This is a genomic window from Streptomyces sp. NPDC058274, assembly GCF_042881375.1.
GTDB lineage: Bacteria > Actinomycetota > Actinomycetes > Streptomycetales > Streptomycetaceae > Streptomyces.
This window is the reverse complement of sequence record NZ_JBHVXW010000009.1, coordinates 179,748-194,502: the sequence shown is the minus strand read 5'-3', so window position 1 is coordinate 194,502 and position 14,755 is coordinate 179,748. Positions and strand designations below refer to the sequence as shown.

At 71.5% G+C, this 14,755-nt stretch carries 17 protein-coding genes and 1 pseudogene; 9 read left to right on the top strand and 9 right to left on the bottom strand.

The window, feature by feature from the left end:
• Positions 1-55: 55 nt before the first annotated feature.
• Together ACFVYF_RS20245 and ACFVYF_RS20240 are read left to right on the top strand one after the other, a co-directional pair.
• Complete coding sequence (locus ACFVYF_RS20245; RefSeq protein WP_389457102.1) at positions 56-709, top strand: ClpP family protease; 654 nt, start codon at positions 56-58, stop codon at positions 707-709.
• Between the two features lies 1 nt (position 710).
• On the top strand, positions 711-1,313 hold the full coding sequence (locus ACFVYF_RS20240; protein WP_389457100.1) for a ClpP family protease: 603 nt from the start codon (positions 711-713) through the stop codon (positions 1,311-1,313).
• 29 nt (positions 1,314-1,342) lie between these two features.
• Here ACFVYF_RS20240 and ACFVYF_RS20235 read toward each other — a convergent pair whose 3' ends face one another.
• Together ACFVYF_RS20235 and ACFVYF_RS20230 are read right to left on the bottom strand one after the other, a co-directional pair.
• On the bottom strand, positions 1,343-1,786 hold the full coding sequence (locus ACFVYF_RS20235; protein WP_389457099.1) for a helix-turn-helix domain-containing protein: 444 nt from the start codon (positions 1,784-1,786) through the stop codon (positions 1,343-1,345).
• A 77-nt stretch (positions 1,787-1,863) separates the two neighbouring features.
• Complete coding sequence (locus ACFVYF_RS20230; RefSeq protein ID WP_389457097.1) at positions 1,864-2,685, bottom strand: helix-turn-helix domain-containing protein; 822 nt, start codon at positions 2,683-2,685, stop codon at positions 1,864-1,866.
• Positions 2,686-2,820: 135 nt separating this feature from the next.
• Between ACFVYF_RS20230 and ACFVYF_RS20225 the strand changes: the two genes are divergently transcribed.
• From ACFVYF_RS20225 to ACFVYF_RS20215, 3 genes are all read left to right on the top strand, one after another.
• On the top strand, positions 2,821-3,567 hold the full coding sequence (locus ACFVYF_RS20225; RefSeq protein WP_389457095.1) for an SDR family oxidoreductase: 747 nt from the start codon (positions 2,821-2,823) through the stop codon (positions 3,565-3,567).
• Between the two features lie 4 nt (positions 3,568-3,571).
• A complete protein-coding gene (locus ACFVYF_RS20220) occupies positions 3,572-3,928 on the top strand; it encodes a nuclear transport factor 2 family protein (RefSeq protein ID WP_389457093.1) in 357 nt (118 codons plus the stop codon).
• A gap of 483 nt (positions 3,929-4,411) precedes the next feature.
• The gene (locus ACFVYF_RS20215) at positions 4,412-5,308 is read left to right on the top strand and encodes a SigB/SigF/SigG family RNA polymerase sigma factor (RefSeq protein WP_389457091.1); all 897 of its coding nucleotides are present in this window, start codon (positions 4,412-4,414) and stop codon (positions 5,306-5,308) included.
• A 124-nt stretch (positions 5,309-5,432) separates the two neighbouring features.
• On the opposite strand, the gene ACFVYF_RS20210 is transcribed toward ACFVYF_RS20215, so the two are convergent.
• The 4 genes and pseudogenes from ACFVYF_RS20210 to ACFVYF_RS20195 form a co-directional block, all read right to left on the bottom strand.
• Complete coding sequence (locus tag ACFVYF_RS20210) at positions 5,433-6,893, bottom strand: diacylglycerol/lipid kinase family protein (protein WP_389457089.1); 1,461 nt, start codon at positions 6,891-6,893, stop codon at positions 5,433-5,435.
• Positions 6,894-7,023: 130 nt separating this feature from the next.
• Positions 7,024-7,367: pseudogene (locus ACFVYF_RS20205) on the bottom strand (PP2C family protein-serine/threonine phosphatase); the annotation flags it as partial.
• A gap of 87 nt (positions 7,368-7,454) precedes the next feature.
• Positions 7,455-7,907: an ATP-binding protein gene (locus ACFVYF_RS20200; protein WP_389457088.1), complete on the bottom strand. Its 453-nt coding sequence runs from the start codon at positions 7,905-7,907 to the stop codon at positions 7,455-7,457.
• A 236-nt stretch (positions 7,908-8,143) separates the two neighbouring features.
• Entirely contained in the window at positions 8,144-8,512 is a 369-nt protein-coding gene (locus ACFVYF_RS20195) for an STAS domain-containing protein (protein ID WP_389457086.1), read from the bottom strand.
• A gap of 315 nt (positions 8,513-8,827) precedes the next feature.
• Between ACFVYF_RS20195 and ACFVYF_RS20190 the strand changes: the two genes are divergently transcribed.
• Genes ACFVYF_RS20190 through ACFVYF_RS20180 form a run of 3 tightly spaced genes read left to right on the top strand, consistent with a single transcriptional unit; the run spans position 8,828 to position 10,066 of the window.
• A complete protein-coding gene (locus ACFVYF_RS20190; protein ID WP_389457084.1) occupies positions 8,828-8,974 on the top strand; it encodes a hypothetical protein in 147 nt (48 codons plus the stop codon).
• Between the two features lie 19 nt (positions 8,975-8,993).
• Positions 8,994-9,641 (top strand): PRC-barrel domain-containing protein, encoded by a 648-nt coding sequence (locus ACFVYF_RS20185; RefSeq protein WP_389457082.1) that lies wholly within the window; start codon positions 8,994-8,996, stop codon positions 9,639-9,641.
• Positions 9,641-10,066 carry a PRC-barrel domain-containing protein gene (locus tag ACFVYF_RS20180; RefSeq protein ID WP_389457261.1) on the top strand — a complete coding sequence of 142 codons (426 nt, stop codon included), beginning with the start codon at positions 9,641-9,643 and terminating at the stop codon, positions 10,064-10,066. Before ACFVYF_RS20185 ends, ACFVYF_RS20180 begins: the two co-directional genes overlap by 1 nt.
• 8 nt (positions 10,067-10,074) lie before the next feature.
• On the opposite strand, the gene ACFVYF_RS20175 is transcribed toward ACFVYF_RS20180, so the two are convergent.
• Positions 10,075-11,379 carry a DUF6777 domain-containing protein gene (locus tag ACFVYF_RS20175; protein WP_389457081.1) on the bottom strand — a complete coding sequence of 435 codons (1,305 nt, stop codon included), beginning with the start codon at positions 11,377-11,379 and terminating at the stop codon, positions 10,075-10,077.
• 163 nt (positions 11,380-11,542) lie between these two features.
• On the opposite strand from ACFVYF_RS20175, the gene ACFVYF_RS20170 reads away from it, so the two are divergent.
• Positions 11,543-12,823, top strand: a complete 1,281-nt coding sequence (locus ACFVYF_RS20170; protein WP_389457078.1) for a streptophobe family protein — start codon at positions 11,543-11,545, stop codon at positions 12,821-12,823.
• On the opposite strand, the gene ACFVYF_RS20165 is transcribed toward ACFVYF_RS20170, so the two are convergent.
• Positions 12,820-13,821, bottom strand: a complete 1,002-nt coding sequence (locus tag ACFVYF_RS20165) for a serine/threonine-protein kinase (protein WP_389457076.1) — start codon at positions 13,819-13,821, stop codon at positions 12,820-12,822. The genes ACFVYF_RS20170 and ACFVYF_RS20165 overlap by 4 nt on opposite strands.
• Positions 13,821-14,753, bottom strand: coding sequence for a hypothetical protein (locus tag ACFVYF_RS20160; protein WP_389457074.1), 933 nt, complete (start codon positions 14,751-14,753; stop codon positions 13,821-13,823). Before ACFVYF_RS20160 ends, ACFVYF_RS20165 begins: the two co-directional genes overlap by 1 nt.
• Positions 14,754-14,755 lie beyond the last annotated feature (2 nt).

Sequence of the window (14,755 nt, the reverse complement as noted above, 5' to 3'; positions counted from 1 at the left end):
CCGGCCCGAGAGTGGAGTGCGCGGCGACCGCAGCCGCCCACGACAAGGAGGAACGATGACTCCACTCATCTCGGGCTGGAACCCTGCCCTGACGCCACGGGCCGAGGAGGGGGACACCCCCGCGAACCGGTTCGACGACCATCTGGCCGCGCAACTGCTCGCGCAGCGCATCGTCTTCCTCGGCACCCAGGTCGACGAGGTCTCCGCGAACCGGATCTGCGCCCAGCTGCTCCTGCTGTCGGCGGAGGACCCGCGCACCGACATCAGCCTGTACATCAACAGCCCCGGCGGATCGGTCACCGCGGGCCTGGCGATCTACGACACCATGCAGCTCATCCCGAACGACGTCTCGACGCTCGCCATGGGATTCGCCGCGAGCATGGGGCAGTTCCTGCTCAGCGTCGGCACGGCGGGCAAGCGCTTCGCGCTGCCGAACGCCCGGATCATGATGCACCAGCCGTCCGCCGGTATCGGCGGCACCACCGCCGACATCGAGATCCAGGCGCAGAACCTGGAGTACACCAAGCAGGCCATCGAGCGGATCACCGCGCAGCACACCGGCCAGAGCGAGGAGACGATCTCCCGCGACGGCGACCGCGACCGCTGGTTCACGGCCCCGCAGGCACGGGAGTACGGGATGGTCGACCGCGTCGTGGAGTCCCTCGACGACGTCCGGCCGGCCGCGTCACGGCGACGGATGGGGCTCTGACATGGGGACGTACACGATTCCGAACGTCGTCGAGCGCACCCCGCAGGGTGAGCGCTCCTACGACGTCTTCAGCCGGCTGCTGTCCGAGCGGATCATCTTCCTCGGCACGGAGATCGACGACGGAGTGGCCAATGTCGTCATCGCGCAACTCCTGCATCTGGAGTCGTCGAACCCGGAGCGCGAGATCGCGATCTACATCAACTCGCCCGGGGGATCGTTCACTTCACTGATGGCGATCTACGACACGATGACGTTCGTCCAGGCGCCGATCTCGACGTTCTGCGTCGGACAGGCCGCCTCGACGGCCGCCGTGCTCCTGGCCGGCGGGGACCCCGGACGCCGGTTCGTGCTGGAACACGCGCGCGTGCTGCTGGGCCAGCCGGCCAGCGGCGGACGGCAGGGCACGGTCTCCGACCTCAGCCTCCAGGCGAAGGAGATGCTGCGGATCCGCTCCCAGGTGGAGGAGGTGCTGTCCCGGCACACGCACCACGACGTGGGCACCCTGCGTGCCGACATGGACCGCGACAAGGTGTTCACCGCGCAGGAGGCAGTCGCGTACGGACTGGCCGACGAGGTGCTGAGCCGACGGCTCACGGTGGTCTGACACCCGGGCGCCCGGCCACCGCGCGCCGGTCAGGCGGCCAGGCACATCCCGTTGTACGGCGCTGTCGTGCGGCTCCGGCCGGTGCGCGGGCGGGCCGACCGGGCGAGCTCGTCCTGCGCCAGCGAGAGCAGGTCGGTCAGGCCGAGGCCCAGGGCGCGGGCGGCGGCCGCGAGGACCTCGGACGAGGCCTCCTTGCGGCCGCGCTCCAGCTCGGAGAGGTAGGGCATCGAGATCCGGGCCGCGTCGGCGACCTCCTTGAGCGTGCGCTCCTGGGCGAGGCGCTCGCGCCGCAGGACGTCGCCCACCAGGTCGCGCCACAGGGGCTCTCGGCTCGTGGGAGCCGGCGGCGTCTGCCGGGGCGCGAAGGCGGGCCCCTGCCGCTGCGGCGAGCGGGCCGGGGCGGTGGCCTGATCCGGCGCGGCCGCCGGGCGCAGGGGAATGACGCGGGCTTCGTTCGGCGCTTGGTTGCTCACCCCTTCAGCGTAGAAGCGCTGAGCTGCGCGGGAAGGCATCCGCGTTCCGCTCTCGGTGGAATCAGCGCAGCGGGGAATCAACGCGCGGCGCGGAGCGCACCGAGGAGGGCCAGGGAGTCGGCGTCCGCGGTGCCCGGTTCCGCACTGCCGACGAGCAGGCACTGGCCGGGGGCGTCCTGCACGTCGAAGGACTGGTAGGTGAGCGTGAGGCGGCCCACGTCCGGGTGGTTGAACACCTTGGTCTTGCTGCCCAGGCGGGCGACGGAGTGTTCCCGCCACAGGGCGGCGAACTCCTCACTGGTGTCCAGGAGTTCGGCCACCAGCGCGGTGGTTTCGGGATCGTTCCGCTCGTGTCCGTGGGCCAGGCGCAAGGCCGCCACGGTGTCGCGGGCGACGGCCGGCCACTCCGCGAACAGCTCACGGGCGGCCGGGTCGAGGAACAGGGACCGCACCATGTCGCGGCTGTTGGCGAGCGGCGAGAGCAGCGCCTCGGCCAGGGCGTTGGAGGCGAGGACGTCGAGCCGGCGGTTGGTGATGTAGGCGACGGCCGTGGGGAATGCGTCCATCAGCCGCAGCAGGGCCGGTGCCACGTGCTCCGCGCGCCGGCCGACCGGTGACGTCCTGGGTACGAGTCCGGCCAGCCGGTAGGCGTGCCAGCGGGCGTCGGCATCCATCCGCAGGGCACCCGCGATGGCGTCGATGACCTGGCCCGAGGGGTGCCGTTCGCGACCCTGCTCCAGGCGGGCGTAGTAGTCGGCGCTGACGTCGGCCAGGACGGCGACCTCCTCGCGCCGCAGGCCGGCGACCCGGCGTGCTCCGGAACCGGGAAACCCCACGTCGGCGGGGTTCAGGCGGGAGCGACGTGCCCGCAGAAACTCGCCCAGCTCGTTTCCGCTCATGGACCAAGCCTACGACGGCGCTTCCTGGGTGTGGCGCACCCAGGAAGCCTCGCCCTGCCCCCGCCGCGGGATCCGGCGCATGCTCGGATCCCGACCAGGAACAACGCCGTGACCGGCGTCTACGAAGGGGTCACCATGACCGTTCCCACCCATTCCACGGCCGTAGGCAAGGTCGTGCTGATCACCGGGGCCGGCAGCGGCATCGGAGAGGCCACGGCCAGGCGGCTGGCCGAGGCAGGTCACCGAGTGGTGCTCGGGGCCCGGCGCGGCAAGCTCGTCGCGGCGGTCGCCGAGGACATCCGGGCCGCCGGGGGCAGCGCCGTCCACCGCGAGCTGGACGTGACCGACCTGGAGAGCGTGCGCGCGTTCGCCGGGGCCGCGACCGACCAGTACGGGCGGGTGGACGTGCTGGTCAACAACGCGGGCGTGATGCCGCTGTCGACCCTCGACGCCCTGAAGGTCGACGAGTGGAACCGCATGATCGACGTCAACATCCGCGGTGTGCTGCACGGCATCGCCGCGGTCCTCCCGGTCATGCGGGCCCAGGGCGAGGGACACATCGTGAACATCGCCTCCGTCTCCGGGCACCGTGTCGACCCCACCGCGGCCGTCTACAGCGCCACCAAGTTCGCGGTCCGCGCCATCTCCGAGGGTCTGCGGCAGGAGAGCCGGGACCTGCGGGTCACCGTGGTCAGCCCCGGGCTGACCCGCAGCGAGCTGACCGAGGGGATCAGCGAGAGTGCCGTACGGGAGGCGGTCCAGGACCAGATGGACATCGCGATCCCCGCCTCGGCGATCGGGGAGGCGATCCTCTACGCCATCAGCCAGCCGCTCGACGTGGATGTCAACGAACTCGTCGTCCGGCCCACCGCCCAGGGATGAAGCCATGGTGACGCAACAGGACGTGGAGACATGGGTCGAGCACTACGTGCGGGCCTGGCGCAGCAACAGCCGGAAGGACGTCGCGGCGCTCTTCGCGCCGCACGCCGAGTACCACGAGTGGCCTTACGCGACCGACTGGACCGGCCGTGAGGAGATCGTCGAGGGCTGGCTCGGCCGGGCGGCATGGCAGGAGGGCGGCTGGGAGTTCGAGTGGTCCGTGCTCACGGTCAACGGGGACACGGCCGCCGTCGAAGGCACCGGCCGCTACAAAGAACTCGGCACCTTCGCCAATCTGTGGACGGTGACGTTCGACGGCCGCGGGAAGTGCGTGATGTTCCGGATGTGGAACAACGAGGTGTGAGCGCCGGGCCGGGTTCGGGCAGCGTCCTCGACCGGATGCGGTGTTCGGTACAGCCCTTGCGCCCCACACAGTGTCAAACAGGGCGCCGCACAAGGAATTGCCCCATTTAAGACACCCTCGCGTCGCCCGCCCGGAGCCTTCCGCTTCCGCTCAGGAGCCGCTCGGTCCCGCGCGACGCGACTTGCGCTCCCGGACCCGCCCGGAAGAGGCCGGACGCGGGCATGCGCCGGGCCGAAGGGCCGTACGGGTTCAGGGGCTTTCGGCCCGCGTACACCCGGTAAGGTCGGGTAATCGGGGTCGAGAAAGATCACCGACACGGTCGAGCTTCCTCAACTCGGCCACGTTCCCGAGGACTCCGTGCATCACCGTCTGACCGTCCCTCAGACTTTTTCCGGAGAACGGACACATGGGTTCCGGTGTACGGGGTATTCGCCGAACACGATGCTTGGAAGGGCGAACCGAACAGTGAGCGTGGGAGAGGTCATGGACACCGTCACCGCCGTGAGCCGGTCGAAGGTCAGCCAGAAGTCCGCCCGCACCAGTACAGGTGAGGCACCCCTGCCGCATGTCGAGGACCCGCGAGCCGTGGCTCCTCGCGACGCGCGTGAATTGTCCCGTCAGTTCTTCCAGCGCCTGACGGAGCTCGAAGAGGGCACGCACGACTACCAGTACGCGCGCAACACGCTGATCGAGATGAACATGTCTCTGGTCCGCTTCGCCGCGGGACGCTTCCGTCATCGCGGCGACGACCTGGAGGACATCGCCCAGGTCGGCATGATCGGTCTGATCAAGGCCATCGACCGGTTCGAGATCTCGCGCGAGGTCGAGTTCACCTCCTTCGCGCTGCCGTACATCGTCGGTGAGATCAAGCGCTTCTTCCGTGACACGACGTGGGCCGTGCACGTCCCGCGCCGGCTGCAGGAACTGCGCGTGGAACTGGCCAAGGCGCGCGAGGAACTCGCGAGCCGTCTGGACCGCGATCCGACCGTCGCCGAACTGTCCACCTTGATGAACATCTCCGAGAACGAGGTCGTCGAGGCGCAGATAGCTTCCAACGGCTACACCTCCTCCTCCCTGGACGCCGCGCTCACCGGCGACGGCAGCCAGGAGGGCGAAGCGGTCCTCGCGGACTTCATCGGCGTCGAGGACGACGGCATGCGCCTCGTCGAGGACTTCCAGACACTCGCTCCGCTCGTGGCCGAGCTGAGCGACCGCGACCGGCAGATCATCCACATGCGGTTCGTGGAGGAAGCCACGCAGGCGGAGATCGGTGAGTACCTCGGCTGCTCCCAGATGCATGTCTCCCGTCTGATCAAGCGGATCATCGAGCAGCTGCGCACCGGCATGCTGAGCGATCTGCAGCGGGTCGAGCGGGCCTGACGCCCGACCTGGCCACCCACAGCTGACACGGCCGGTGGCGCCACCCTCGACTCAAGGGGGTGGCGCCACCGGCCGTTTCTCCGTGCGAGCGCTTCATCCGGACGCTCGCCCCGCGCGCTCTCGGTCAGCGCAGCCACTGGTCCTTCTCCGCAGGCCGGTACAGCGTCACGGCCCGGGCCAGCTTGTCGAGCACCAGCCGGGGCGCGGGTTCCCGGGTCACTTCTCCGTCGTACGAGAACCGCGGGTCGCCGTCGAGCACTTCGAGGCGGAGGCTGCGCACCTGGGCCGTGGTGAGGACCCGGCTGTTGTGCAGGGTGCCGGTCAGCACGGCGAGCAGCAGCCGGGTCCTGGCCAGGGGGGTGCCGCCGTCGACGGCACGGACGTCGAGCAGACCGTCGTCGAGCTGTGTGCGGTACGTGGGGGCGAACCCCGCGGGGTGGTATATGCCGTTGCCCGCGAACAGCAGCCACAGACGCTTGGGGCTGCCGTTGACCGAGACCTTCACCGGGCTTCCCGTGGCGAGGAGCTTGGCCAGACCGACGAGCAGCGCGGGCCACTTGCCGATCCGCTTCTCGAACCGCTCGCGGACGCTGACGAGATCCGAATAGACGCCCAGGCTGAACGTGTTGAGGAACACCTGCTCCGGTCCGCCCGGTACGCGGGCCCGGCCCATGTCCGCCACGACCGCGTCGCCGTCCTGCACAGCACGCGCCACGTCGTCGAGGGTCTGGTTGCCCAGGTCCGCGGCGAAGTGGTTGAAGGTGCCGCCGGGGAACACCGCGAGCGGCAGGCCGAGCCGGGCGGCCACCTCCGTCGCGGTGTTGATCGTGCCGTCGCCTCCGAAGGCCCCGAGGGCGCCGCCCTGCACCCGGGCCCGCTCGGCGGCCTGCTCCAGGAGGTCCCGCAGATCCTGCCCCTCCTGCGGAACCGTGATGTCGGCCTTGGGCAGCAGGATGCGCAGATGCTCGGCCGCGTCCGGCGTGTCGGAAGCCCGGGACAGACCCGAGGACGGGTTGACCACGATGTGCAGCCCCTCTCCCCCGGGCAGCGCCGGCGCGGGCCGGCGCGGTGGCGCCGCCGCGGCCGCCACCTCGGGCTTGACCGGCCACCAGCGGGCGGTCAGCGCGGCGGCACCGACGCCGATCGCGACGCCCACCGCGACATCGCCCGGGTGCCGCACCCGGGACCGGATGCGCGCCATCGTCAGCGCCGTGGCGGCCGGGGCGACGACCAGGCCGTAGCGGGGTGCTTCGAGCAGCACTCCCGCCGCGAACGCGGCGGCGGACGCGGCGTGTCCGGCCGCCTCCAGGGGCTGCACCTTCCGGGATGCGGGGCGGGCGAGCGCACGGGTCGCCGTGGACGCGATGGCCACGGCACCGATGCCCCGCAGCGCCGCACGGCGAGCGTTGCGGTTCCCGGAGGCACCGAGGGCGGCGGCCGCGCCGCCCCACAGCAGACCGCCCGCGGTGACACGGCGCCACCCGGGCTCGCCGCTGCGCTCGAGCCCCGCCCGCAGCACGGCCCGCGTGTTGAGCCGTCGGCGCATCCCGCTGCCTGTTCGCAGCCACGCCTTGCGCGTTGTCATGAGTGGGCCCACCCCTTGCATGGTCGACATCGGATCTCGTGGCCGGCAAGGTCGGTGCCGCCTCTGTTCCTGTGCCCCGAGTCTGCGCATTCATGGACTCCGGGGGCCGGGCGCAACGTCCCGTACCTCAGAGCAGCCCGGGGTGCCCGGCGTGGATCACATGCAGCCGGCTGCGGTCCTTGTCGATCCGCACCAGGGTCAGCGTGGCGAAGATGCATTCGGCGGCACGCTCGGCGCAGAGGATCTCCTCCAGCAGGCGCGCCTGTTCCGTGCCGAGGCAGCCAAAGAGCACGGCGGCCCGCCAGGCCACCCGCAGACAGACACCGAGCGCGGCCTCGGCGGCGCCGTGTCGGAGACGTCACCGATCACCGCGTGCAGCGTGCCGTCCGTGTCCTCGACGACATCGAAGAAGTCGCCGCCGAGCAGTGCGTGGTCGCGTCCGGGGCTGTAGCGGGAGGCCACCAGGCAGTCCGCGCCGCGACCGCGCCCCGCTCCGCCGCCCCATCCGGCCTCCCGCCGTGGACTTCCGGTTCGAGGGCGCAGCTCGAGCACGGCTCTGATTCAAGGGCGCAGCTCGAGCACGGCTCTGACGCACTTGCCGACCGGTACGCGCCCGACGCTCACCTCGGTCGCGAGGGCGTGGACGATTTCCAGTCCGTGCCGGCCGATGCGCTGGGGATCGCGCGGATACCGGCGGGGCAGAGTGGCGCTGCTGTCGTAGACGGTGACGGTCACGGAGGCGTCGGTGCCCTCCAGTTCCAGAATGTACGGCCCGTGGCTGTGCCGGTCGGCGTTGGTGACGAGCTCGCTCACGACGAGGAGGAGGTCACCGCCGCCCCGTGCGTCGATCTCGGCGCACCATTCCGACCGGAGCTGTTCCAGGAACAGCTCGGCGAAGGATCGTGCCTCGGCGATGCATCCCGGCTCGCCGGTGTAGTGCGCCGCCCGCCGAAGCGGTTCCACGGGCACGTCGAAGCCAGTCGGTATCACTGCTCCGCCCAAGTGCTCGATCATGCATGTCTCTCTCGGAAGCCGGTACGACCGGACGCTGCTGCACAAGTGCTCGTACCCCAAGATGCTCTCCCCACTCACCCCTGTTTTCCCTGAGATCACAGGAGGTGGAAAGAGGGTGAAAACACCCGCTGACGAGCGGAGACACACGGTGGGTTCCGGCGTAAGTGCGGAGCGCCGCCCCGACCGGGTTTCCGGTGGCCGCCGCGCCCCCGAGTGACCTCGCGGGCCTGCCACGGCTAGTGGGAGTCCGTCCCGGGCGTCTGCCCGCTCCGGCCCGGCCCCGGATCGGCCTCCAGCGCCTCCGCCGCCGTCGCGTACACCGGCAGCACGTCCAGTACGCCGGTGATTTCCAGCACCCTTTCGACGAACGGGGAGAGTGCCGCGAGCCGGAAGCGGGCGCCGTGCGAGGCGTAGGCCTGGAGGATGACGTTGACCGTGGTCGAGTCCGCGAAGCGCACCTCGGCCAGCTCGAGCACCACCGCGTCCGGCCGGGCGAGGGCCGCCTGCGCGATGGCTTCCGCCAGCTGTCCCGCGTTGCCCAGGTCCACCTCCCCGCGGACCGCGATCACCGTCGACCGGCCGGCCTCGCGCACGGACAGCGACATGGCTACCTGGCCTGGACTCCGACCTGAATGCACATTGACCCTTCGGAATGACTTCGGGATGTGGGGGTAATCGGGTGGCGGCGCACAGCGCAGCCGTGGAGCGATGACACGGCCCACCGTAGCCGATGGTTGACCTGTGGCAACAATTGCCGAAAGGTAACGATCTGCTCTTTATCGGCCCAAGTCCACTGCCGCTCAAGGCGATTGCGGGCGCGGAGCGATCGGGGCGCGCATCGTCCCGTCCCGCCGGGGCACAAGGACAGAGCCGGATCCGGTCGACTGCGACCGGGTGGCCCGGATGACCGGAGGTGGACGGTGGTGTGGTGGGTGTGGCTGGTCGTCGTGGTCGCTGCCCTGCTGCTGCTGAGCGTGGCAGTGGTGTGGGTGCAGTCGAGCCGGCGGTCCGGGACCGTCATCGCGGTGCAGCGTGGACGCGGGTTCGGGAAGAAGGGCACGCGGTGAGGGAGAAGAGGGGGACGCGGTGAGCGAGTTGATGGCCGCACGCGACCTCGGCAAACGACCGGTGGTCACACTCGGCGGTGACGTCATCGGCCAGATCAAGGACACGGTCTTCGACGGCCCGGCCGGCCGGGTCACCGGATTCACCCTCAGCGGCCGGGGGTTGCTGTCGGGCCCGCTGAAGCAGAGCCTGCCCTGGAGCGCGGTGTACGCGCTCGGCCGGCACGCCGTCATGGTCCGCGGCCGGGAGGTGCTCGCCGAACCGTCCGCGGTGGTCGCCCGGGGCGAGGCGGCGCACGGCGCCGTGCTGGGCGCCCAGGTGCTGACCGACGCGGGCGCCGAGGTCGGCACGGTCCTGGACATCGTCGTCGAAGGCGGCACCAGCGGGCGCGTGGTGGGCTTCCGCATCGCCGCCCGCGAGGCACTGGAACCGGGTTCGAAGCGCCGGCGGCACAAGGTGTTCGTCCCGCGCGGCGAGACCCTGGCCGTCTCGGGGCGCGCGCTCGTGATCCCGGCGGACGCGACCCGTTTCGTCGCCGACGATCTCGCGGGGTTCGTCAGTCAGGTCGAGGCGTTTCAGATCCGGCGTGCCGCGACCCGGTCCGCGGCGCCCGAACCGGCCGCGCCCGGCGGCCCGCAGGACGGATTCGAGAAAGGCCCGACGCCGTGATGATGTTCTCCCAGGCCCAGGGACTGCCGGTCGTGACGCTGGGCGAGGCGGACGAGATCGGTGTCGTCAAGTCACTGGCGATCGACGCCGAGGCGGGACTGGTCACCCATGCGCGGATCTCCGGGGCACGAGGCCGTAAGGAGACCGCGCTCGACTGGAGTGCGTTCCACGCCTTCGGCCCCGACGCCGCCCTGGTCCGCTCGGACACCGCGCCCGACACCGCGACGCAGGCCGCGTCCACCCCCCACGACGTCCTGCGGGCCCGCGTGTTGACCGAGGACGGTGACGAGCGCGGCACGGTCAAGGACATCGCCTTCGATCCCGGGACGGGACGCATCGAGACGATCTACACGGCGTTGGGCGAGATCCCCGGCGACCGCTTGCTCGGACTCGGGGACTACGCGCTGGTCGTGCGCTCGGGCTGAGGTGCCCCTCAGAGCGCCGGAGTGGTCCCGGACGACTGCGGGGCGCTGAACGAGGAGGCCGACGCCGGAGCGCTGGAGGTGGACGCCGACGACGACGTACCGGAGGACGCGGAACTCGGCGGCTCCGACGATTCCGACGATTGTGACGACGACGGTGCCGACGGGGTCGACGAGGACGGCGACGACGACGAGTCGCACGGAATCGGCGGGGTCCCGCCCGGCGAGGAGACGCACGGCGACGACGAGCCGGGGCTCGGGGTCAGGCCGCTCACCGACGGGGAGGGACGGTCCACCGGCGGCTTGGTCTTCTGGTCCTTCTCGCCCGTGTCGCCCTTGTGGCGGCGGAACCAGTCGTCGTGGTCCGGGTCGAACATGACGAACACGTTGATGACGGTCGTGGCGGGGGTGACGACCACGACGTTCTGCGGCCGGTACGAGGACCAGCTGTCGCCGGTCCGCTTGGGCGTGTTCTGCTGCGCGACCGGCGGGGTCAGCGGATTGCCGCAGGCGCAGCGCACCCGGGGCACGCCGTGGTCGTCGACCAGGACGGCCGTACCCGCCTGGAGCACCGCCTGGTAACTGGTGGCGGCGCCGTCGCGGTAGCCGTGGTTGGTCACCCGGGTGTCCATGCGCAGCTGAACCGGTGTGAGCGAGCGCAGATAGGCCGGGACGCCGGAGGGCTGCACCCCCGCCACCGACGCGAATGCCTTGTTCTTCGCCGGGGCCGCCCGGAGCGCGGAGATCTGCTTCTCCACGTCGCAGCTGGTGACGTTGCGGGTGCCGCCGTAGAGGCCGGGTGCCGATCCGTCCACCCCACGCGTCACGTTGGCGGATTCCGCCGCGCTGTCGGAGGCCGCGGGCGTCTCGGGCACCGTCGAACTGTCGGTGGCCGTCGACTCGGTGAACGGATCGGGGCCGGTCTTGGCCGCCGACTGCAGGAAGACCTCGCCGCCGGCTTTGTCGGACGTGCCGTCCGAGCGGGTGAACACGAGAGCAAGGACCACCGCCGCCACGACCCCGGTGGCGATCAGGGCCACCCGGGGCGCGGACTTCCACCAGGCGCGGTCCGGTCCGCCCCGGCCGGCGCCGCCCGTCCCCTGCGGCCCGGAAGGCCCGCCCGCCCCGCCCGATCCACCGCCTCCGCCGGATCCACCCGTGTCGCCCGCACCCGAACCACCGGCCGGCGGCCCCATCGGCGGGCGGGCGGTGGGCTGGGTGGGACTCGGCTCGGACGGACCAGGCTGCGACGGACCCGACAGCGGGCCCGAGGGCGGTCCTGTGGGGCGGCCGGAAGACGGCGGTTCGACGCTCACGAGCTCTTCTTCCCTGCGTAGGGATCTCGCGGCACTTCAGACGCTTAGCGCCGCTTTATGCACATTGAGCCCATTGTGTGCTCCGGTCCCGTCCCGCTCGCAAGCGGACGCGGTCGGCCCTCCCCGGCGGGCGGACCTCCGAAGCCCTGCATAGCGTGGCAGCGTGAGCCCGAAGACACCCTCCGACCAGGCAGTCGCCCACCACGGCTGGGTCCAGGCCGTCGCCACGGTCCTGGCCGGGGTGATCGTGATGGGCGTGATCGCCGCACTCGGCCTGTGGGCGGCCGGCGCGGCCGGCCTCCCGGACAACGCGTTCCCGCGCGTCACCGCCGCCACCGTGGTGACGGCGGTCGGCGGCAGCATCGAGCTGTCCGGCGACGCCGGTGCGATCGCGGAGACCAAGGCGGGCCTCACCGTGATGCCGCTGTCGGTCACCCTCGCCGGCGCCCTGGTGATTGCCGCCGGCTTCCTGCGGCCGTTGCGCCACCGGGCCGTCGCCGGCGCGCCCGAACTGGCCGGCTGGGCGGCGCGAATCGCCGTCGTATGGCTGCTGGCGCTCATCGCACTCGCCTTCGCGGCCCGCCAGAACTTCGCGATCTCGCTGGGGGACGGCGCGATCTCCGACATCGGCGACCTGTTCGGCGCGTCCCCCAAGGTGGGCTTCAAGGCGGACGTCCCGGTCACCGTGCTGTTCGGTCTGCTGTGGCTGGCGGGTGTGCTGGTGCTCGCCCTGCTCGTCTCGCGCCGGGCCCCCCTTCCGGCCCGGCTGGTGCGCTTCCAGGAGTCGGTACGGCCGGCCGCCTCCGCCATGGTCGCGCTGCTGCTGTCGTACGTCGTGCTCGGGGTCGTCATCGGCCTGGTGGTCGCGGCGACCCGCGGCCACACCGCCGAGACGTTCGCCGTGATCCTGCTGGGGCTGCCGAACCTCGTCTGGCTGGCTCTCACGATCGGCCTGGGCGCCTCCTGGAACGGGCGCGTGGACGGGCCCTTCGGTCTGCCGATGCCGCATCTTCTGGACCAGGTGCTGCGCACGCCGGACATCTCCACGCTCAATCTGCGCACCCTCGCGGAGTACGACGGCCGGGTGTGGTGGCTGGCCGTGATCGACGCCGTACTGCTGCTGGCGGCCGCCTTCCTGATGGCCGCCCGCTCCCCCGCCCGGGTGCGTGCGTGGCAGCACGCCGTGCACCTGGCGGTCGCCCTGGCGCTGACGGTCCTGATTATCTGTCTCGTCGCCCGTCTCTCCGCCCACTACGGCCTGTCCGTGCTGGGCATCGGTGACATCGCCGGCGGGCTGTCCGGACAGCTCCTGCTGCATCCCGGACTGTGGACCGCGCTCGGCTTCGCCGTGCTGTGGGGCCTGGTCGCCGGTTTCCTCGGCGCCCTGGCCGCTCGGCGGATGCACCGGCGGGGCGAGATCGCGTCCGACCGGGGCACCCGCTAGCTCCGGAAGACGGGGCGGGCCCAGGCGGGAGGTTCGGGCGGCGGACCCGGATGTTCCGGTGCTTCAACAGCCCGCAGGTTCACCTGGGTCGGCGGATGGCCATGGCCCGCGCCGCCCGTCACCGCGGTCCGCAGGGCCGCCACGAACGCGAGGCAGGAGCCGTACCGGTCGTCGGGGCTCTTGGCCAGGGCCTTGGCCAGGACGCCGTCGGCCGCGGCGGTGAGGTCGGGGCGTTTGTCGGTCAGGGGCGGCGGCTGGTCGTACTGGTGGGCCCAGAGCAGGGCCATGTCGTCGTCCCGCTGGAAGGGCGGCTTGCCGGTCAGGATCTCGTGGACGACGCACGCGAAGCTGTAGACGTCGCACCTCCCGTCGACCGGACGCCCCGAGATCTGCTCGGGTGCCACATAGTCGAGCGTCCCGACGAACTGCCCGACGGACGTGAAGCCGGTCAGGGACAGCGACTTCTTGGTCAGGCCGAAGTCCGTGAGGTACACGTGCTCGGGATGGTCGCTGTCCGTGCCCGCGGCCACCAGGATGTTGCCGGGTTTGACGTCCCGGTGGACCAGGCCGTGGTTGTGGGCGGCATCGAGCGCGGAAGCCACCTGCGCGGCGATCCGCACGGCGGTCCCGACGGGCAACGGGCCCTCCCGGTCGAGCAGATGGCGCAGATCCTGCCCCGAGACGTACCGCATCGCGATGTACAGGACGCCGTCCGTCTCGCCCGCCTCGAAGACCGGCACGATGTGCGGATGGTCGATGGCGGCGGCCACCCGTGACTCGTGGGTGAACCGCCGGCGGAAGGTGTCGTTGCGGGCGAGTTCCGGCGCGAGCAGCTTGAGAGCGACGGTCCGCTCCAGGCGCAGGTCCTTCGCGCGGTAGACGACGGCCATGCCGCCGCGTCCGATCTCACGCTCGATCCGGTAGCCCGCGATCTGCTGCCCGATCAGCCCGGAGGGCCGTCCCGAGTACAGGCTCATGTCGTGGGCCGCGTCGTCCATCAGGCGTCACCCGGCCGCACGTCGCCCGGCCGCATCGGCGCGTCCGGCACGTGCGGGACGAGACGAGTCGGTTCGTGTCCGTCGACGGGAGCGGACTCGCGTACGACACGGGTCGCTTCGCCCTCTTCCGGCTCCGGCTCGGGCTCCGGCTCCGGCACGAGCCGGGTCGCGTCCGCGTCCGTGTTCTCGTCCGTCTCCTCGTCCGTGTTCTCCGGATTCGGTACGACACGGGTCGCCTCCGCGTCGTTTGGACCGCGAACGACACGGGTCGCGTCCTCCTCCGGCTCGGGCTCGGGCTCGGGCTCGGGACGGCGCGCGCTGTCCCGTACGCGACCTGTCGCGTCCTCGTTCTCCGGTTTCTCCGGTTTCTCCGGTTTCTCCGGCTCGCGGACGACACGGGTCGCCTCCCGGTGTGGCTGGGAGGGTGCCGGGGGCCGGATCCCGGGGGACGGTTCCCCCGGTGCGGCATACGTGTTCAGCCGGGTGCCGTCGCAGTACACCCACCGCTCGTGCTCGGCGTCGTACAGCCATACGGACTCCCCGTCGACGACGACGCCGGCCCGCAGCCCGCGCGTACGGTCGTGGAACTGCTCTCCGTCGAGGCGTCCGACGGTGAGGTCCTCCGTCGCGCCGCGATACCGCGCGATCGCCTCCTCGGCACGGGCGAGGAGCGGTCGCGGATCCGCCGTCCGGGTGAGCGGGCTGGTCGCGGCGGGCGGGGCCTGGGGTACGGCGATCAGCAGCCGGCCGTCGACCCAGGCGGACCAGCCGTTGGCGCAGAGGACCCGGCCCCAGTCGCCCCGCCGGTCGACGAGCTCGACGGGCAGCAGGGCGTCGAGTGACACGGTGGGGTGGGAGGGGTCCGGGGTCTCCCAGGCGGGCAGCCCCTCCTGGGGGACGACATGCGTGGGGCGGAAGTCGGGGGTCGTCATCG